The following is a 20,067-nucleotide window of genomic DNA, read 5'->3' as shown; positions in this document are numbered from 1 at the left end:
AAGTACTCCCACATAGAGAATTGCAAACACTATAGGCGACGAGGCTCATTATTTTTTAATAAAGGGTGTAGATTGTTGTTTTGAATCAGACTATTTAGTGTACCAGCAGGATTCTAGTTCAAGGTGAAAACTGGAGGAGGGAAGAATTAATGAGCAGGAATGCATTTGAAGAGAACTTTGAGAAATATGCCGATCCTGAAATGTATGACCACTTTTATGAAGGTTATCAGAAGGATCTAAACGTGATTTTAGAATGGGCCAAGCTCGGTCAACCAATCATTGAATTGGCGTGCGGTACAGGCAGACTCACCATACCTATGGCAAAACGTGGGTTTCAAATGGTTGGAGTTGACCTGCATGAGGGTATGTTGGAACGTGCGAAGCAAAAGGCGAAAGTGCAAATGGTTTCGATTGAATTTTTACTGCAAGACTGCACGAAGTTGAATTTACCCGTGAAAAGTTCGTTAGTTTTTATGACTGGGAATTCCTTTCAACATTTCCTGACGAATGAAGTACAAGATGCCCTATTGCAAACTGTCCGACAACATCTGGTAAAGGATGGAGTTTTTATTTTTGACACGCGAAATCCTTTACTACATGAGTTAGCAACTGTTGATGAGTATGAGCAACAGTATAGTGATAAAAATGGAAATCAAATCATTGAATTGCACCGTGAAGAATACAATTCTATGACCCAAATCTTACATTATCGTACAGATCGGCAAATTTATAGAGGAGAAACCTTAATCGCTAATGAGCAAGATGGCATTTCCTTACGCTATTCGTTTCCACTCGAAATGGAAAGAGTGCTTAAAAATAATGGATTTGAGATTTTACAAGTATACGGTGATTGGGATAAAAGTGGGCTCAATGTGAAAAGTATTTCAATGGTGTATGTGTGTAAGATTAAATAATGAAAGGAGCCGAGTTCTGACGTAAATAGGAACTGGCTCCTTTCTAGTATCAAATCGGTGCAGATTGGATTGCAGTTTGGTAGTAATTAGAACCTTCTGTCATATTTCTCGTCTAACTATATATTCGTCACTACTTATTTAGCATTAACTAGATGGTATACCTCACCCATATAACGAACAAATCTAGCGTCTAAGCGGTGTCGGAAGAACATTCCATTTGTTAGTGCCGACTATATAATAGAGGAAATTTAGCAAAGCGGAGAAAAAGAAGGAATATGTTCTATGAAACCGAGGAAGTATGCAACAGTTTCAATACTTTTGCTTGTATGTGTGTAAGTTTACTAGCAATGAACTCATTTAATGAAGATATATGGACACCAATTTTAAGATGCTGAAAAATGAAGATGATGCACAAAGTAACTAGGACTCACTCTGCCAGCGGTGGAATTATTTTCAGTGTAGGTAAATGCCTTTTAAAAAAGGGGAGAACTTAATGCGGAAAATCCCAGCTGTTGTACAAAACGTTCTAAACGACTACATCGACTTGTTGCATCAGCTTTTACCGAATACCCTAGAAGGATTGTATATCCATGGATCAATTGCACTGAATGCCTACGTGAATGATTCAAGTGATATTGATTTTATTGCAATTATAAACCGTCGCTTGTCAAAGAGTGAGGTGGGGGTTTTATCTGAAATACACGGAATGATAGCTAGTAACTATCAAAATCCGAAAATGGATGGAGCATATATCATGTGGGAGGATATTGGTAAACTGGACGCTGCCGACAACAAGTATCCTTTCTATAATGGTGGAACCTTGAGTTTTGGTGCTTATTTCAACTCCATTACCTGGTGGATATTGAAAACGAGTGGAATTAGCATTATAGGTCCTGAACCAACAGCACTTAGAATTGAAGTTGACCCGCTGCATCTAGTATCTTATGTATCTGAAAATATGAATACGTATTGGGAGCAACGGATTCGGAAAATTGAGAGTTCAATTGAGCAGATACCACAACTAGCGACAGAAGAGATTGATATAGAAATTGAGTGGTCCGTTCTCGGTTTGTTGCGCCAATATTATACCTTAAAGGAACACAGCATAGTATCCAAACTTGGTGCCGGTGAGTACGCATTGCTGCATATGCCAGAGGAGTGGCATCAGATAATTAGAGAAGCAATAAATGTTCGGAAAGGTGTCAAGACGGAAATCTTTATCTCGGATGAAGAGCGAATTGATATGGCTTTAAGATTTTCGAAATATATCATTCGTTACTGCAATCGCTGCTTTATCCAGAAACATAGAGTGTGATTAATACAGCTGATTTTGGTCTACCCGTTTGCCTACTATAACATATAGCATTTACAAGATAAGTGAATTTGGGGAGGATATTTAATGAAGCTTTATAGGTTTGGCAAAGATGTCGGTAAAAAAATCACTCATTTTAATTCGGATTTCATTATGTCTCGAATTTTGAAAACGGATAAGACCACGCAAATTGGTTATATGCATTTAGATGCTAAAGGCATTGTTGGCTTTCATCAAGCTGTTGTTCCACAATTACTCCTTATAGTAAATGGGGAAGGTTGGGTAATAGGGGATGATAAATTAAGAGTAAATATAAAAATTGGTGATGCGGTTTATTGGGAAAAAGGCGAAGGACACGAAACTGCAACTGATACTGGACTTACTGCAATTGTAGTTGAATCTGAAGAATTAGGCCCGTCTGATTTTATGGTAATTAGAGAAAAATAGGAAGTTGTAATTCAACTAACAGGAGGCAATTCTTCATTATAGTCGTTTTCATCTAATTTTTCTAAAGGGGATTTTTATGGCTTACAAAATTGTGTTTTTCGATGTTGATGGAACTATAACGCACCATGAAGACGGTAGTATTTCAACTACTACTAAAGAAGCAATAAAAGCATTAACAAACAGAGGAATAAGGGTAGTGGCGGCCACTGGAAGACCATTATCTATGTGCGAAGAAATAAAAGACCTAGGAATAGATACGTTCATCACTGCGAATGGAGCGTATGTCAAACACAATCAACAAGTTATTCATAAAGTGCCGATGGATAAAAATGTTATTCGGGAAGTGGTTGAATTTTCCTCTACTGAGAATCAAGGTCTGTCATTCTTCACTGAAGATTTTAGCATGAATGGTGTAAAAGATATTGAAATAGTAAAAGCATTGAAGGAAACTTTATCATTGAATAACTATCCTGAAATAAACCCACTGATTTATAATCAAGAGGTTTACTTGATGTGCTTGTATGCAACTGACGAAACAGTTGAGAAATACATTCAAAAATTTCCCGATCTAACATTTAATAGATGGCATCCTTTTGTGTTGAATATATTACAAGAAGAGGTATCTAAATCATTAGCCATAATAAAAGTTTTACAGTATTTCGACATTGATAAATCAAAGGCAATTGCGTTTGGTGATGGAGAGAATGACATAGGCATGTTGGAATTAGTAGGACTTGGTATAGCTATGGAAAATGGGAATGAAAAATTAAAAACTGTTGCAGATTTCGTAACTAAAAAGTCAAGTGAAGACGGAATTGAATATGCGTTGAAAAAGTATGGAGTGATTTAATTGATAAAAATGTTTCAGTATAATTGGCAAATCAGAGAAGACTGGTTTAAGTGGTGTGAAACTATTTCATACGAAGAACTCACTAAAAAACGTATGGGGGGTATGCTGAGCATAATACATAATCTATTTCATTTAATTGACTGCGAACAAATATGGGTTAATCAAATGCTAGGAACACCTGTTATCATTAAAGATATAAATAGAATATTAAGCCTTAACGATGTTAAGACATTTTCTGATCTAACCAAACCAGCAACAGAGGGCTTTATTAAATCACATACATCTGAAGCTCAGGATAGGATTTTGCTGGTCAAGAATAGAAATGGTACCACTAAATCATTCTCATATGATAAAATAATTGCTCATATAACATCACATGAAATTCATCATATTGGACAATTATCTGTTTGGTCTAGAGATCTAGGATTAAAACCTGTATCTTCTGATCTTATATTTAGAGATTTAATTTAGTAACCACTTCACATTAAGAAGTGGTTATATATCTATATTGAGCTAATGGAAGGAACGCCGATTTTATTGATCAACTAAAGGTCATGAAGACCTTGCAAGCGATTGATGCAGTTATCAATGTACATGAATTTTACTTATAGACGTTTACCCGGATTGGGTTTTCCCACTTGCCACCCGTTAATTAAAGATAATCGAGATGAACGGCAGTTTAAATTCTCGCATCGTTTTGGAGTAGATAACCTAAAAAGCGAACGCATTGACCCACTCCAATTAAAATGCTAGGATAGGGATACGGGGTATATGTACCTGTTTAAGGAGGCGAGATCATGGAGGAATCCACAAAAACAACAGTCCAACCAAATAAACAGCAGCTTCTTAATCGATTAAAACGTGTAGAAGGACAAGTAAGAGGCGTTCATCAAATGGTTGAGAATGATCGCTACTGTGTCGATATTTTACATCAGATTAGTGCGATTCAATCGGCCATGAACAAGGTTTCTTTAGCCTTGTTAGAAGATCATACACATCACTGTGTAGTGAATGCCATTAAAGGTCAGAATGGTGATGCGGCTATTAAAGAATTGATGGACGTTATGAAAACAATGACGAAGTAAAAAATGTGCCTCGCTTGACATACCTGGCAGGGGTATAGTAAGTTTGGATTAACAATTAAAATAGGAGGTTTTTAATATGAAAGAAACATTAAAAGTAGAGGGCATGTCATGTAATCATTGTGTTAATTCAATCGAAACGAGCGTTGGAGAACTTACGGGTGTTTCAACAGTTAGAGTAGATCTCGGCAATAATGAAGTATCAGTAGAATTTGACAATGCAACTACATTTGCGCAAATCAAAGAAACGATTGAAGAGCAAGGCTACGACCTCGCTTAACGAATTGACTGTCTGCTTACACCACGTGGGGGTATATAGCGGTAGAAACGATTATACTTTTTGGTATAATCCTTCTTTTTGAAAAATAATATACCCCCACCGAGTATTGGAGGCGAGAAAAATGGCAACAGCAGAAAAAATGTTACAAATTTCCGGCATGACTTGTGCAGCTTGTGCGAACCGCATTGAAAAAGGACTCTCAAAAATAGAGGGTGTTGAGAAAGCCAACGTTAACTTTGCTTTGGAACGCTCAACAATCGTCTATGATCCAGCTAAAACGAATGTCAATGAGTTTAAGGAAAGAGTCGAAAAACTCGGTTACAGTGTCGTTCAAGAAAAAGTAGCTTTTGACATTTCGGGTATGACCTGTGCGGCCTGTGCGACGAAAATCGAAAAGCGAATTGGTAAGATGGATGGTGTTTCCAACGCAAGTGTTAACTTTGCTCTAGAAACAATTGCAGTCGAATACGATAGTAAACAAGTTGAAACAGCAGAAATGATTACGGCCGTTAAGAAAATGGGCTATGAATTAATTCCAAAACAAGATAGCAAAGACAAAATGGATCACAAGGAACAGGAAATCAAAAGGCAAGAGAAAAAGTTCATGCTTTCACTGATTTTAACGATTCCATTACTATGGACCATGGTGGCACATTTTGAGTTTTTATCATTTATTTATATGCCTCATATTCTAATGAACCCGTGGGTACAGCTTGCATTTGCGACGCCTGTTCAATTTATCATTGGTGCTCAGTTTTATAAAGGTGCTTTTAATTCACTACGTAATAAAAGTGCCAACATGGACGTATTGGTTGCACTGGGTACGAGCGCGGCATACTTCTATAGCCTTTATTTATCGATTGAATGGATGAATACTGGAAAAGTCGGAAGTCCTGAGCTATATTTTGAAGCGTCCGCTGTCATTATTACATTAATCGTTCTTGGTAAGTTATTTGAAGTTCGTGCAAAAGGGAAAACGAGTCAAGCGATTCAAAAGTTGCTAGGTTTACAAGCTAAAACAGCGAGAGTTCTAAGAGGCGGTGTTGAAATTGAACTGCCGATTGAAGAAGTACTTGCGGGAGATACAATTCTTGTGAAGCCAGGTGAAAGGATACCGGTGGATGGCGAAATTATTGAAGGACGTTCAGCCATCGACGAATCGATGATTACAGGTGAAAGTATTCCAGTCGATAAAGTTGCGGGCGATAAAGTAATTGGTGCGACAATCAATAAGAATGGTTCATTGCAAATCAAAGCGACAAAAGTTGGGAAAGATACAGCATTAGCACAAATTGTAAAAGTGGTGGAGGAAGCACAAGGATCGAAAGCTGAAATCCAACGTTTAGCTGACAGAATTTCAGGTATCTTTGTACCGGTTGTTGTCGTCATTGCGCTTGCAACGTTCCTAATTTGGTTTTTCGTTGTAACACCTGGCGATTTCCGTTCGGCATTGATTCCAACAATATCGATTTTGGTTATTGCTTGTCCATGTGCGTTAGGTTTGGCAACGCCGACATCAATTATGGCAGGTTCAGGTAGGGCAGCTGAAATGGGTTTACTATTTAAAGGCGGAGAACACTTGGAAAATACCCGCTCAATTGACACTGTCGTGTTGGATAAAACAGGAACAGTGACAAAAGGTCAACCTGCGTTGACAGATATTAGAGTGACAGCAGGCTTTTCAGAAGATGAAGTGCTGCAATTAGTTGCAACAGCTGAAAATCAATCCGAGCATCCTTTGGCACAAGCCATTGTTCTAGGCGTCAAAGAAAAAGGGTTATCATTACTTGACGTGACTGATTTTGAAGCGTTACCTGGTTATGGTATCCGGGCTAATGTTAGAGGTAAAGAAGTGTTAGTCGGTACGAGGAAATTGATGAACGACTATAAAATCTCTATTTTATACTTGAATACTGCTATGGAAAAGCTTGAAAGTGAAGGGAAAACAGCGATGCTGATTGCTGTGGATTATAAACTTGCAGGTGTAGTGGCGGTAGCGGATACAGTGAAGGAAACGTCAAAAGAAGCCATTGTTAGAATGCAGGCACTGGGTCTTGAAGTCATCATGCTGACAGGCGATAACCAACGAACTGCAGAAGCAATTGCTCGTCAAGTCGGGCTCTCTCATGTCATTGCAGAAGTGTTACCAGAACAAAAAAGCGATGAAATTAAAAAACTGCAAGACCAAGGTAAAATAGTGGCAATGGTTGGGGACGGTATCAATGATGCGCCAGCGCTTGCAATGGCGAATATCGGAATGGCAGTCGGAACAGGTACAGACATTGCAATTGAGGCAGCAGATATTACACTGATGCGTGGAGACTTAAATAGTGTAGCTGATGCGATTATTATGAGTCGCAAAACGATGCGTAATATTAAGCAAAACCTATTCTTCGCATTCTTCTACAACACAATCGGAATCCCTATTGCAGCAATGGGTTTATTAGCCCCATGGGTTGCGGGTGCAGCGATGGCTTTCAGTTCGGTGTCTGTTGTTTTGAATGCATTGCGTTTGCAAAAAGTTAAACTTTAAAGGATTGAAGCCATGCGAGAATTCTGCATGGCTTTTGTTTTATCGAAAGGGGGATATTAGTGTGAAAAAAATGCAACTAGAGTTGTACACTAGACCTACTTGTTCAGATTGCCAAGATGCAAAAGCTTATCTTGCTAAGCATCGCATTTCGTATATTGATTATGATTTATCGAAAGATCCAGTGAAGGAACAAGAACTTATCAAGTTATCAGGCGCAAGGATGGTGCCAACTTTTGTTTTTAAAGATAAATCACTAGTTGGTTTGATGAGTAAACCAAAAGTGCTGATCGGCTTTGAGCAGAATTTTGATGAAATAATAGGGATACTGTCTTAAGGGTATTTAATGTTTATAGCTGACAACGAGCAAAACTTCGCATAGACTGATAACAACAGGGGAAAGTGGGGATTAGTTTGCTAATAAAACCAAAGAAATTGCAACCAGGAGATAAAATTGCGACAGTAAGTCCTTCTTGGGGAGGGGCAGGTGACTCAGAACTTAGATGGCGTTATGACCAAGGGGTTAAAAGAGTAGAAAGTATTTTTGGGCTTGAGGTCGTCCCGATGCCGAATAGTTTGAAAGGTTCGAATTACCTTTATGAGCATCCACAGGCTCGTGCAGAAGATCTAATGACGGCATTTAAGGATAAGAGCATTAAAGGAATATTTGCGAATATAGGCGGGGAAGATAGTATTCGTTTACTTCCATATATTGATTTCAACATAATGAGAAAAAACCCGAAAATATTCATGGGCTATTCTGATGTGACGATTACTCATCTGTTTTGCCATAAAGCAGGTATATCTTCTTTTTATGGTCCAGCAATTTTAACCGATTTCGCTGAAAACGTTGAGATGGATTCCTATACAGTTGATATGTTGAAGCGGATACTTTTTTCTAATGAAGTTATTGGTAAAATTAAACCTGCTGAAAAATGGACGAGTGAGCGTTTGGAATGGCATGTTAGGAATAAGAATCGACGTCGAACCATGCAAAAAAATACTGGATACGAAGTACTTCAAGGGTCAGGTGTTGTCCAAGGTAGATTGATTGGTGGGTGTATCGAAGTACTAGAGTTCGCGAAGGGCACAGAGATTTGGCCAGAACAGAAGCATTGGAAAGACAGCATTCTGTTCTTCGAAACATCGGAGGAAATGCCCGAACCTAGTTTTATAAAATACTGGTTGCGCAATTATGCTGCACAAGGTATTCTCCAAATGGCAAATGGCATCATTTTCGGGAAACCACAGGACGAAAAATATTATGAATCCTATAAAGAAGTAATTCATCAGGTCATGAGAGAGTATGGCTTGGAGGATTTACCGATTCTTTATAATTTGAATTTTGGCCACACAGAACCAAAATTTGTATTGCCCTATGGTGTGATGGCAAAGATTAATTGCGATAAGGGGACTTTCTCGATTCTGGAGAGCGGTGTGGAGTGAGGTAAGTGGTACCCGTAAAACTCCACCTTGGTTTGATGAAGCATAGGATAAGCTAGAAAAGCTTCACAAATTCAGTAGGACAGAGTATTTAAGGGCAATGGAAAACGGTGGGTAAATAGCAGATGGAGTTTTTATATTGGGAAAAAGAGATGCTGTCCAGTTTAATTTGGTCGGTAGCTCTTTTTTCATTAAAAGGGATTGTTATGTTTGATTAATTCCAGTATTTAATTTAATTAGGTTACAATGGTAAATAAGGGGTGGAATATACGAGGGGGATTCAGTTTTTCAATGAACATAGTATACTAGAAATTTCCACCGATAGAGTAATAGAGTCACAAATAGAAACACTTTTTGAATTTTTCAGGGACCCTGATAAAGTGATGTTATTTAATTGACTAGGGGGATGGCAGCATTGAAAAACAATAAAAAAAGAGTTAGTAAACTTTTAGAGATATCTTTATTTACTATCAGTGGAGTCTATTTACTAGTAGCAGGGATAGGATTAATCATCATGATATTGTTTACTATTGCTTATTTTTCGCAATAAGGGAGTGATTTCGTCCACTGGTTTAATACTTTTTTGGGGAGAAAGAAGGAAATAACCAACTTACGCTAACTGGAACTCTAATTAAATATACGAACATACTAGCCCCATTTATTATGAATCTTAAACTGTTCATCAAAATAAACTTCATCGTTTAATATAGCCATAAGAAAAAAGGATTTATTGAACGACGGAAAGTGGGATTTAAATGAGAAAAGTTGAAGTTAAGCCTTATGATGAACAATGGGTTTCAAACTTTGAAGAAGAGTCCCATAAGCTGGTTGGTTGAGTAATGCTTCGAATCATCAAGTAATACCAGATGTTCACACTGATTTGGTATTCGTTGGTTTTACGTATTACTACGGCTGGCTAGCTGCCCTTGCTCTCGTCTGCATTCTTCTCCTTTTTGTAGCAAGAATCATGATGGTTACGCGTAAGATACATGATCCATTTGGCAAGCTTCTTCTTTTCGGTGCTGTTGCTCTTTATACGGTCCAGTTAGTTAGCAATATCGCAATGACACTTGGTCTCTTCCCAATCATGTCTATCTCATTACCATTTATCAGTTATGGATTAATGCCAATCCTGTTTAATGCCTTTTTAATTGGGATTGTATTAAGCGTCTATCGGAGGAAAGATTTGACGTCGAGTGGTTTTAGTCATCTAGAAAGAGGACAAATTTAGTTATATGTAAACTAGTTCGATAAGATAAAACGCATATTTCTAAAACTTGAACGATAGCTCGAATAGTAGACGCTTTTTATAAAAGTGGCTACTATATTTTCGCACTACTTATTTAGAATTAACTATATGGTATACCTCACCAGTATAACGAACAAATCTAGCGAAGGAGCGACACTAATGAAAGGCAGCCCAATGTCGCCGCGTCCTGCGGCAAAGGCTGCACACCTGCATCCTGCAGGCGCCGAAGCAATAAGACTTAGGAGGGATGCAGTTCAATCCCTCCTAAGTCTTATTCTGACAGGCTTATTGCGTAAGGCCATCACCAAGCTACTAAGCGATGTAGGAAGAACATTCTATTTGTTAAGTCCCAACTATATAGTCGAGTTTTGCGTCCCTCTGTTTATTGCAAAATAAGTAGCTTTAAGACTGCGCCCCTAGTTCACGTGACCGCGCCTCAGCTTTTTCAATACAATCCGCAATCGTTTCTTTGAACTTACCGTTCTCCAACGCATTCAAGCCGGCTTCCGTTGTGCCGCCTGGGCTCGTCACGTTGTTCCGTAGTTCCGCGGGCTCTGTACCTGTTTCTTTCAACATTGCCGCTGCGCCTTCAAGCGTTTGGATGATAAGCGCGCGCGCTATGTCTTTTGAAAGTCCTTTGCCGATCGCTGCTTCCTCAAGCGCTTCTGCTAAATAATAGACATATGCGGGACCGCTACCGGAAAGGGCAGTGACGGCGTGTAAGTCATCTTCATCCACCTCTTTTACCATGCCGATTGATTCTAGCAGACCGAGGATATGTTTTTTTAACCCTTCGCTAATCGCTTGATTCCACGCGATACCACTGGCAGATTTGCCGATTGTAGCGGAGGTATTTGGCATGGAGCGTGCGATAGGTCTTGCACCAAGACCTTTTTCGATTGTCTGAATCGAAACGCCTGCAATAACAGACAAAATGGCTGTATTATCGTCTAAATAGGGAAGTGTATCCGCCATTGCCTGGTGGATGTCCTTTGGTTTTGTCGCAAGAACGATGAGATCTGCATTTTTCAGCGCTTCTTTTTCCTTGCAGACAATGGATACACCATATTTATTGTGTAATGAAAGTAGCCTTTCATCATCAGATCTATTCATAACAAAAACATTTTTGGGTACTACTGCACCTCGTTCCACAATTCCTGCAATAACAGCTTCTGCCATAGAACCGGCACCTATAAATACAATCGTTTCCATTCAAATTACCCCTCTCATTGCACTAATAACGGCGTACGCGCGCGCGCTCAAATCTGGACAATAAAAAAATGCGCTTTCGTCCCTACTAATAAGGACGAAAACACATGTTTCCGCGGTACCACCTAAATTTACCGGCATAAAACCGGTACATCTCGTTCTTTCTTAACGCGAAAGGCACGCCTGTGTTTCCACAGTAGCTCAGAAGGAGGTTCGAAGCGGGAGAGGGGATGTGGCTTTCAGCCGCTGACCACATTTTCTGTTCTCCATTGCCGCAACTACTTGTCTTCGTCAACGCCTATATGTACTTGAATTAGACCGATTATTGCACGTCGTCTAAAAAAAGTCAACTATCTAATTTATTATCCAGTCATTGTCAGGTCATTTCCAAGATAAAGTAAATCGCAATTATAATCGCAATAACCATCCCTACTGCAATTGATACTTTTACGGTACTCACAGGGGATTTCCCACTTACTTTGCCAGTTTGTCCATTGACGAGAAAACGATAGACCTTATTGTTGAACTGGAACGACGAAATCCATAAAGGTAATAGAATATGTTTGTAGGTTATGTTGTCATAATCAGTGGAGACACTCACAATATTTACAACATCGCCATGAACTTTGCCGTATATACCACTTGTAATGCCATCGTCTATAACAACTTTGGCATCATTCCATCCATCTTTCAATGGAATTGAATACTTCTCTGCCAAAAATCCAGATAAATAGTCCGTTTTATAATCAACAAGTCTATTTAGATGAAAAGGTTCAACTTTATCAATCAATCCGCTGGCCACATTACGTGAGGCTTTCACCAATACATCATCAAATAATTTGCTGAAACTACCATGTTCTGTATGCCACCTGGTTTTTCTCACTTGTTCTGTTACTTGTTTGGGTTTGCCATCTTCAATTACAGTCCTTGTTTTTGTAACATAATAATACGTACCAATTTGTACGACGTAGGATGAATTTGTCTGAGAATCGAACGTCCAGTAAGGAATATAAGCACCAGCCAAATGGTCTAATTTATACGATTGGATCAGCTTGGAAGGGGCAAAATATTTCTTTTTCATCCACACCTTGAATTTTCCGACCGCCTCGTCTTTCGTAATTTGAAAAGGGAGGACCAAAGCCGGCTTGATACCTGCGTGGTTATCCGTGATCGCAATATGCGACGATCCGCAAAATGAGCAAAAACCTGCAACTTTGTCTTGATCTAAAAGGGTTTCGGCACCACAGTTTTCGCATTTGAACACACGTTTTTCATCATCCCAACTGTGGTCTTCTGTTTCTAATGCCTGTAAGAAATCATGTTCAATCGTGTTTTCTCGCGATATGTTTATTTCTTTTTCGCTTCCGCAAAATGGGCACTTAAGTGTTCCACTTGAAGGTTCAAAAACTGTATTACCGCCACAGGAAGAGCATTTATTCACTTCCGTTTGTTCAACTAGTATCGTTTCCGCACGTCCATCATTTTCTAAACCATCCACCTTAAACACCTCACTAGCTATTCACTGTTGCAAATTGTCGCCACAGTCCCCACAAAACTTCGTATTAGGGGCGTTTACCTTGCCACATTTCGCACATTTTTTTTCGGTCACTTGTTGTGCGCCGCATTCCCCACAGAATTTTGCATGTCCATTTATTGCCGCCTGGCAGCTGATGCATGGTACTTTTTGCTGTTGTACAGTTTTCCCACAATCGCCGCAAAACTTTGCGCTTGCATGAATGAGTGCCTGACAATGCGGACAAGTTAATTTTTCCGGTTGCGGCATTGAAGGCGAATTTTTTTGTTGCTGGTTGCCTTGAAATGCATTTGCCATGACACTACCAATTGCAGCCCCTGCTCCAATTCCTGCACCGGCAGCCGCCAATCCGCCACCTTCATTTCTAGCAGCTTCTCGAATTGCCTCAGCAGCTTGGTATTGCTGATACTGGTTCATGTCTCCAATAACACCCATCGATGTTCTTTTATCTATTACTTTTTCCACTTCTTCAGGAAGGGATAAGTTTTCAATATATAGGGAAGTGATATCAAATCCGAACGAACTGAATCGTTTTTTCATCTTTTCTTTCCCTAGTTCACTGAGTTCATCATAGTGCATCGCCAAATCCAATGCCGGTATTTTCGACTCGGCAAAAAGATCTGTCAATCCTGATAGCACCATTTTTTTCAACTGTTCCTCAATATTACTCGTATCATAGGATGCATTTGTTCCGAACAGTTCCTTTAAGAATACAGTCGGCTCGGACACACGGTATGAATAAATGCCATAACCACGTAAACGGATCATGCCAAACTCTGGATCTCGCATCATTATTGGATTTGAAGTGCCCCATTTTTGATTGACGAACTGCTTGGTATTGACAAAATAGACTTCCGCTTTAAAAGGGGATTCAAATCCGTGCTTCCATGATTTCAACTTCGTCAAAATCGGCATGTTTTGAGTGTATAATAGATGACGCCCTGGACCAAAGACATCCGCAATTTCACCTTCATTGACAAAAATAGCTACTTGCGATTCTCGGACGGTTAATTCTGCACCCATTTTGATTTCATTGTTTTGAACGGGAAATCGATAGACCATCGTATTCGTGCCACTATCTGTCCATTCGATGACCTCGATAAACTGACTTTTGAAAAATCCAAATAACCCCATACTTTAGCCCTCCTAGTAGTTCTATATCGTGCTATTAAATTTGAGAATAGATACTTTCATTATACCATTGTTAAACTTCATGGTAGTGAATTGATTCAAAAGATGACGCTATCCAATAAAAAAGGTACAATGTACTGAATACTCATTCATATTTATAAAGGGGATTTTCCATATGATACAGAAGATTGTTATTCCAACACCATTCGCAGTCGGCGATGTAAACGCATTTCTGATAAAAGGAGATACACTGTCACTCGTCGATGCGGGGCCGAAAACCCCTGAAGCATATGAAGCATTGAAACAAGGCATCAAGAGCGCAGGTTATACATTTAACGATATCGAACAAGTTATTTTGACACACCATCATCCTGATCATGCTGGCTGGATTGACGCGTTTGATAACGCTAAAATTCTTGGGCATAAGTATAACGATTTATGGCTCAAGCGAGATGAAGCATTTTTCAACTACCATGACGCGTTTTATCTCGAATGTTTGAAAGAAGAAGGGGTGCCTGAACAGTACCTTGGTTGGGTTAAGAAGATGAAACGATCTGTCGCTTTTATGGGGGAACGTCCATTGGATGGAGTGCTGTCAGAGGGTGATGCGCTCCCCGGGCACCCTGGGTGGACTGTTATGGAAACACCTGGTCACGCGCAAAGTCACATCGTATTATGGGACGAAGAGAATAGAACAATGATTGGTGGAGACTTAGTACTTGAAAAAGTGTCTTCAAACCCACTTATTGAACCGCCACTTGATCCTGCGCAGGGACGCCCGCATTCTTTGCTGCAATACAACGAATCGTTGAAACGTATTCTGACATTGCCGGTAGACATTATTTATACCGGGCATGGCAATGAAGTACGGAATGCTCACGAACTTATTGAAAGTCGGCTGGTGAAACAGCGCGAACGGGCAATTAAAGTACGTGCAATGATGGACGAAAACCCACGGACAATTTTCGAATTGACACGTGAACTGTTCCCGGCTGTCTATGAAAAAGAGCTTGGTCTTACGCTTTCGGAAACGATTGGGCAAACAGATTACCTAGTCGACGAAGGGCTGATCCGTGAAAAGCGGGATGAAGGCGGCGTCTTGCATTATGAGCAAGCCTAAATCGATTCTCATAACAGGCGCAACTAGCGGGGTTGGATATGCACTGTCGAAACGGCTGTTGGCAGAAGGACACGAGGTGTGGGCAACAGGCAGGGCACTTACTGTTTTAGAGGAGTTGCAACGTGAAGGCGCGCATACGATACCTGCAGATTTATCGAAAAGTGAAGACGTTAAGCAGTTGATGGCGAGGATTGGTTCACCCGATGTTGTCATCTTTTCGGCGGGCGTTGGCTCGTTCGATTTCGCGCACGAAACGTCTGACGAAGCGATTCAAAGTATGATGGCTGTCAACGTAATCGCACCCATGCAGCTCACTAAATTTCTATTGCCGAGCATGATTAAGCGGCGCAGCGGTCATTTGATTTTCCTCGGTTCTCAAGCTGGAAAAGTGGCAACACCCAAGGCTTCTATTTATGCTGCCTCAAAGCATGCGATTATCGGCTATACGAATGCGCTTCGAATGGAAGCGGCTCCATTCGATATCCATGTAACTACAATTAACCCGGGTCCGATTGACACTCCCTTTCTGGATCTCGCGGATGAAACAGGTACTTATCGTACATCGCTAGGTAGGCACTTATTGACCATTGAAACTGTGGTCGATACGGTGATTAAAACAGTCAGGAAACCAGTTCGCGATGTGAATTTACCTTGGTATATGGGAATCACGAGTAGAATGCACGCAGTTGCGCCGACGCTTGTCGAACGGTTAGGGCGTAAGTATTTTATGAAGAAATAAAAAGAATCATATTTTGTGAAAACCGGTGTGCGCTAACCGGTTTTTTTACCTTGAAAAGGAAATACGGAGTTAAACAATTGAAAATTAAGAGTATTTTAAAGAGTGCATATACGCTTAATATATGAAACCTCGCTAGTGCATATACAAAGAAATTGCTCGCTAATTGTATATTCATCTGCAATTGATATATTCCCGTATGATGTGTTAGTTAGCTTCATTTAAGATCAGGTGTTAAATTGATGGCTAAAGCAAGGGAAAGTCTTTAAAAGAAGGAGATACATCGCGACCGATAATTGTATTGATATATGCACTAGCGAGGTGTATGATTATTTAAAATAGTAGGAGTTGTCCATTTATGAAGTTACCTTCGTTTCAACAAGCTGTTGGATTTAGTGTTGGTGATGCTCTATCCTTGTTCTTATTAAGATCTATTGTGGAACAAGAAAATTATTCAAAAGCACTTCATGAACACTTCAACTTAGAATTCCCAGGACGTTCCGTTTCCTATGAGTATGTCGCACGCACTGCTAACACATTAGAGAACGACGGTTTTCTGCATTCTCGAACAGAAGGCCGCAAAAAGCTCTTTCAAATTACTAAAAAGGGAAAAGCTCGTCTTCAGGAATACGAAACTATTTACGCGCTTCGATTTAGCGAAGTTTCGACTGTCATAGATCGGTTCTATTATTATCTAACTAAAAATGGATCACTAGCAGAAGTCGAAATTGAACCATTACACGAAGATTTTAGATCATTTATATCAAAGTTGTTATCTGTAAAAGACGTTGTACGGTTTATGGCACTGCGACTTAGCTTAAATCGTACATCTTTTCACATGGCCGAGGTTCAGGAACAATTGAATAGTTTGTTTGGTTGGTCTCCATCTAATGGCTATTTATATGATATAGCGCGTGAAATGGAAGAAACAAATGCATTGGTTGGATTCTGGCCAGATGAAAGAAGGACTGTGCGCAACTTATACAAAACGGATGAAAGTGAGAAATTCTACATAATCGTATCAGCTTCATTGACTGAACGGATCATCCAAGTTCGTAGATACTTGCACTATGTTTTAAAAATGGTATGAATTACATATATATTTGCATTTAGCGTATTTGTAATAACCATTTTGTCATTTAACTATAAAAAACAGTCTATCCTTGAGGTAACGGCTTAATTAGAATCGATTATTTATAAATGACATCGCTATATAGTCGACACTTAACAACTAGAATGTTCTTTTAACACCGCTTTGTCGCTTGGTGATGGCCTTACGCAATAAGCCCGTCAGAAGAACACTGTCAGTCTTATTGCTTCGGCGCCTGCAGGATGCAGGTGTGCAGCCTTTGCCGCAGGACGCGGCGACATTGGGCTGCCTTTCATTAGTGTCGTTGCTTCGCTAGATTTGTTCGTTATACGGGTTAGGTATACCACCTAGTTAATTCTAAATTAGTAGTTCCGTATATACAGTGTCCGAATTGTACTTAAAATTAAAACAAGTTATGTAGTTTTATGATAGAGTACTAGTGTGATATAACTAAAAATTCAATCTCCGGAAGGGTGTTTAATTTGAGTAGTGTCGATTTGAAAGCACGGTCACCATGGTCAACCTTAAATCAAGTGCAAAGCGTAAGTCTCTCTCCATCCGAAGCGCAATCTATTGACGGTGAAGTAAGATACCAGGGAGTAAAAATCTCACGAACAGGGCTTTGATACTGGCTGCTTTAACTAAAGGGGTCTAAAGGCTTTAGATTGAGGGAGAATTCATGCAAACCAGAAATGCATTGCTACGAATATGGAATTCAACAGTAAAACAGAAAACTAGGTTAGGGAGATAATATGATTAAAGGATTATATGAAGCGCATTTACCCGTAAGTGACCTAGATCGTTCAATTAAATTTTATGAAAGTTTAGGCTTAGAATTTGACCACAGAATAGATGCTCGAGTAGCATTCCTTTGGATAGAAAAAGACAAAAGTTGGTTAGGCTTATGGCAAACGGACAAAGTAAATCTTGACTATCACCCATCAATCCGACATATTGCTTTCAATGTAGAATTAGAAGATCTACGGAATTCTCTCAAATGGCTTGCTGAAAGAAATATCGAGGCTAGAAAAGCGTTTGGTTTTGAACCAATCGAACCATTCGTTATGCCTAATGAGGGATATGGTCATGCCAAAATACATTTTAATGATCCAGATGGAAATAGTTTAGAATTCATCTGTAAAGTGGAGAAAAACGATCCTAGCTTAAACAGTAATATGTATTTGAGTGATTGGGAGAAGGCGGATTGCTAGCCTAAATAAAAATAGTGCATTCTTAATCAAGCAGTCTATCACTTTTAACCTAAAGGGGTGGCGTTAAAAAAATCCATTATAAAAAGCCTTATTTCTCGGTGTTGTAAGCGAGAAATAAGGCTTTAGTCATTTCATAAAAGCATTCTATTATTGTTGAATAAAAGCCGCATATTTTAGTATAGCTTTTAGCTGTATTCTACCTATACGAGTCATGGTTTGGACAAAACAAGTCTTCCTCTACATTTCTGACAATTGAAAAGTGTTCGACATTGTAATGTCCATGAAGAGTACTATTATGATGATTTATGATTTGCTCCGCATTTAAAACCTCGTTATCCGTTGTTGAATGCCCGTCGCCAACTAATGTTACATCCAAACCGCTAATTGTGGCTGTTCTGACGACACTATCTATACAGTGTTGTGTTTTACAGCCCATAACAACAACATGTTCAATTAGTTGAGATCGTAAATGATTTAGAAGATCTGTCCCATGAAAGGAATTCGTTGCAGTTTTATCGAAAATCTTTGCCTTCGCAGGTACATTAATTTCATTGTGAACTTGAAATCCTCCACCTTTACCTTCAGCAACATCGAGATCCCTTACAAATGCAACTGGAACTTCGGATTCTCTTGCTTTTTCAATCGCTTTATTGATATTCCTAATAAGCTGTTCTTTATTGAAAACCGGACTTTCTTCTTGATTCCCATCTATTAATTCTTGTTGAGCATCAATAATTAATAGTGTTTGATTCAAATGATTTTCCCCTTTCAAATGTGGGAAAACGCTATATAGTTTAATTAGTTAGACGTTTTCCATTTGTAATTTTTCACGCCAACATTTCTATTGTTTGTCATAATATCTACCTCGAAAAATTATATTGCCTATAATTTAGTGTTAATTATTATTAGACTATTAAATCTTAACACATTTCCATGAAAAAACCTCATTTATTAAGGGAAATTCATTTAACAATCAGACCTCCCGCGGAATTCGAACTTGAGTGAATGTAAAGAAAATAATCTATTGTGTTTAAGTTATCTACGTTACACTTGAAATTGTAGGTACGACTTCTAATTTTTATAAAAGTGAAAGTAACTAGCGTCGCAGGTTAATTGAACGAGGTAAATGGATGGTGTTGTAGTAGTAATACAAGGAGGGATATTTATGGGGTATAAGTTTGAATATATGACACAAGAACATGCGGAAGAGATTGCATTTAATTGGCATTATGATGCTGAATACTCTTTTTACAATATGGAAGAAGATAAAGAAGATTTAGCCGAGTTCTTAGATGACCAAAAACGAGGTGACTCAAACTTTTTTGTTACTAAGGATAATGATGCTATAGGTTTCTTTAGTTTTAATAGAGTAGCAATAAATACTATTGATATAGGATTAGGAATTAAACCGAATTTAACCGGCAATGGAAATGGATTAGAACTTTTGAAGGCAGGTTTAGATTTTGCCAAAATAAAATATAAACCACGAAAGATAACATTATCAGTAGCAACTTTCAATCAGAGGGCAATAAAGGTATATAGAAAAATTGGATTTGAAGACGTTGAGACTTTTATGCAGGATACAAATGGTAATCGTTTTGAATTTCTGAAAATGACTTTTCAATGCCAACAAGGAGAGTCATTATGCGACTAAAAAATAAAAAGTTAATCATATATGTAGGAGCCTGCAAGGTAAAGAAGTACTTAACCTCAACAAACAAGAAATTAATAATATGAAGAGTGGAACGACAGATGGCCTTGTCTATACTGTTTCAGAAAATATGTACTTAAACTGGATAAACCGCAACAAATAAATTCTGCAATTCTATTTTTCCACACGTATCAAGATATTGGTCTACTTCCTAAACTCTATTATACGGATTCTGAAAAAATATTCTGTATGCATACCTTGTAGGAACGACTCATTAT

21 protein-coding genes and 1 other annotated feature are annotated in these 20,067 nt (G+C 38.9%); of the genes, 17 read left to right on the top strand and 4 right to left on the bottom strand.

Annotated elements, in window-relative coordinates:
- Positions 1 to 149 precede the first annotated feature (149 nt).
- From I2484_RS06345 to I2484_RS06295, 12 genes are all read left to right on the top strand, one after another.
- Entirely contained in the window at positions 150 to 914 is a 765-nt protein-coding gene (locus I2484_RS06345) for a class I SAM-dependent DNA methyltransferase (protein ID WP_207150195.1), read from the top strand.
- 493 nt (positions 915 to 1,407) lie between these two features.
- A complete protein-coding gene (locus tag I2484_RS06340) occupies positions 1,408 to 2,229 on the top strand; it encodes an aminoglycoside adenylyltransferase domain-containing protein (protein ID WP_207150194.1) in 822 nt (273 codons plus the stop codon).
- A gap of 84 nt (positions 2,230 to 2,313) precedes the next feature.
- A complete protein-coding gene (locus I2484_RS06335) occupies positions 2,314 to 2,673 on the top strand; it encodes a cupin (RefSeq protein WP_207150193.1) in 360 nt (119 codons plus the stop codon).
- 76 nt (positions 2,674 to 2,749) lie between these two features.
- Positions 2,750 to 3,523, top strand: coding sequence for a Cof-type HAD-IIB family hydrolase (locus I2484_RS06330; RefSeq protein WP_207150192.1), 774 nt, complete (start codon positions 2,750 to 2,752; stop codon positions 3,521 to 3,523).
- Positions 3,524 to 3,532: 9 nt separating this feature from the next.
- Positions 3,533 to 3,994 (top strand): DinB family protein, encoded by a 462-nt coding sequence (locus I2484_RS06325; protein WP_255551166.1) that lies wholly within the window; start codon positions 3,533 to 3,535, stop codon positions 3,992 to 3,994.
- Positions 3,995 to 4,320: 326 nt separating this feature from the next.
- Positions 4,321 to 4,608 (top strand): metal-sensitive transcriptional regulator, encoded by a 288-nt coding sequence (locus I2484_RS06320; protein ID WP_067209184.1) that lies wholly within the window; start codon positions 4,321 to 4,323, stop codon positions 4,606 to 4,608.
- Between the two features lie 76 nt (positions 4,609 to 4,684).
- Positions 4,685 to 4,885, top strand: a complete 201-nt coding sequence (gene copZ, locus I2484_RS06315) for a copper chaperone CopZ (protein WP_207150190.1) — start codon at positions 4,685 to 4,687, stop codon at positions 4,883 to 4,885.
- Positions 4,886 to 5,006: 121 nt separating this feature from the next.
- Positions 5,007 to 7,418 carry a heavy metal translocating P-type ATPase gene (locus I2484_RS06310; RefSeq protein WP_207150189.1) on the top strand — a complete coding sequence of 804 codons (2,412 nt, stop codon included), beginning with the start codon at positions 5,007 to 5,009 and terminating at the stop codon, positions 7,416 to 7,418.
- A gap of 70 nt (positions 7,419 to 7,488) precedes the next feature.
- Entirely contained in the window at positions 7,489 to 7,752 is a 264-nt protein-coding gene (locus I2484_RS06305) for a glutaredoxin family protein (protein ID WP_207150281.1), read from the top strand.
- A gap of 77 nt (positions 7,753 to 7,829) precedes the next feature.
- The gene (locus tag I2484_RS06300) at positions 7,830 to 8,861 is read left to right on the top strand and encodes a S66 family peptidase (RefSeq protein ID WP_207150188.1); all 1,032 of its coding nucleotides are present in this window, start codon (positions 7,830 to 7,832) and stop codon (positions 8,859 to 8,861) included.
- Between the two features lie 412 nt (positions 8,862 to 9,273).
- Positions 9,274 to 9,408 (top strand): hypothetical protein, encoded by a 135-nt coding sequence (locus I2484_RS21400; RefSeq protein WP_255551161.1) that lies wholly within the window; start codon positions 9,274 to 9,276, stop codon positions 9,406 to 9,408.
- Between the two features lie 282 nt (positions 9,409 to 9,690).
- Positions 9,691 to 10,089, top strand: coding sequence for an FtsW/RodA/SpoVE family cell cycle protein (locus I2484_RS06295; protein WP_207150187.1), 399 nt, complete (start codon positions 9,691 to 9,693; stop codon positions 10,087 to 10,089).
- Between the two features lie 420 nt (positions 10,090 to 10,509).
- On the opposite strand, the gene proC is transcribed toward I2484_RS06295, so the two are convergent.
- The 3 genes from proC to I2484_RS06280 all read right to left on the bottom strand — a co-directional run bounded on the left by proC (position 10,510) and on the right by I2484_RS06280 (position 13,984).
- Positions 10,510 to 11,319 (bottom strand): pyrroline-5-carboxylate reductase, encoded by an 810-nt coding sequence (proC, locus tag I2484_RS06290; protein ID WP_207150186.1) that lies wholly within the window; start codon positions 11,317 to 11,319, stop codon positions 10,510 to 10,512.
- 87 nt (positions 11,320 to 11,406) lie between these two features.
- Positions 11,407 to 11,620, bottom strand: a binding site (T-box leader).
- Between the two features lie 72 nt (positions 11,621 to 11,692).
- The gene (locus tag I2484_RS06285; protein WP_207150185.1) at positions 11,693 to 12,814 is read right to left on the bottom strand and encodes a TFIIB-type zinc ribbon-containing protein; all 1,122 of its coding nucleotides are present in this window, start codon (positions 12,812 to 12,814) and stop codon (positions 11,693 to 11,695) included.
- A gap of 21 nt (positions 12,815 to 12,835) precedes the next feature.
- The gene (locus I2484_RS06280; RefSeq protein ID WP_207150184.1) at positions 12,836 to 13,984 is read right to left on the bottom strand and encodes an SPFH domain-containing protein; all 1,149 of its coding nucleotides are present in this window, start codon (positions 13,982 to 13,984) and stop codon (positions 12,836 to 12,838) included.
- Between the two features lie 172 nt (positions 13,985 to 14,156).
- On the opposite strand from I2484_RS06280, the gene I2484_RS06275 reads away from it, so the two are divergent.
- The 4 genes from I2484_RS06275 (at position 14,157) to I2484_RS06255 (ending at position 18,138) form a co-directional block, all read left to right on the top strand.
- Positions 14,157 to 15,101: an MBL fold metallo-hydrolase gene (locus tag I2484_RS06275; RefSeq protein ID WP_207150183.1), complete on the top strand. Its 945-nt coding sequence runs from the start codon at positions 14,157 to 14,159 to the stop codon at positions 15,099 to 15,101.
- On the top strand, positions 15,088 to 15,840 hold the full coding sequence (locus I2484_RS06270; protein WP_207150182.1) for an SDR family NAD(P)-dependent oxidoreductase: 753 nt from the start codon (positions 15,088 to 15,090) through the stop codon (positions 15,838 to 15,840). Before I2484_RS06275 ends, I2484_RS06270 begins: the two co-directional genes overlap by 14 nt.
- 355 nt (positions 15,841 to 16,195) lie before the next feature.
- Positions 16,196 to 16,927, top strand: coding sequence for a helix-turn-helix domain-containing protein (locus I2484_RS06265; protein ID WP_207150181.1), 732 nt, complete (start codon positions 16,196 to 16,198; stop codon positions 16,925 to 16,927).
- Positions 16,928 to 17,679: 752 nt separating this feature from the next.
- Entirely contained in the window at positions 17,680 to 18,138 is a 459-nt protein-coding gene (locus I2484_RS06255; RefSeq protein ID WP_207150180.1) for a VOC family protein, read from the top strand.
- Between the two features lie 196 nt (positions 18,139 to 18,334).
- Here I2484_RS06255 and I2484_RS06250 read toward each other — a convergent pair whose 3' ends face one another.
- Positions 18,335 to 18,892 (bottom strand): cysteine hydrolase family protein, encoded by a 558-nt coding sequence (locus I2484_RS06250; RefSeq protein ID WP_207150179.1) that lies wholly within the window; start codon positions 18,890 to 18,892, stop codon positions 18,335 to 18,337.
- Positions 18,893 to 19,303: 411 nt separating this feature from the next.
- Between I2484_RS06250 and I2484_RS06245 the strand changes: the two genes are divergently transcribed.
- Complete coding sequence (locus I2484_RS06245; RefSeq protein WP_207150178.1) at positions 19,304 to 19,792, top strand: GNAT family N-acetyltransferase; 489 nt, start codon at positions 19,304 to 19,306, stop codon at positions 19,790 to 19,792.
- The last annotated feature ends 275 nt before the right edge of the window (positions 19,793 to 20,067 follow it).

Origin of the sequence: Sporosarcina sp. E16_8, from assembly GCF_017347095.1 — a bacterium.
Classification (GTDB): domain Bacteria; phylum Bacillota; class Bacilli; order Bacillales_A; family Planococcaceae; genus Sporosarcina.
Note: the sequence above shows the minus strand (reverse complement) of the source record. Positions and strands in the feature narration are given on the sequence as shown.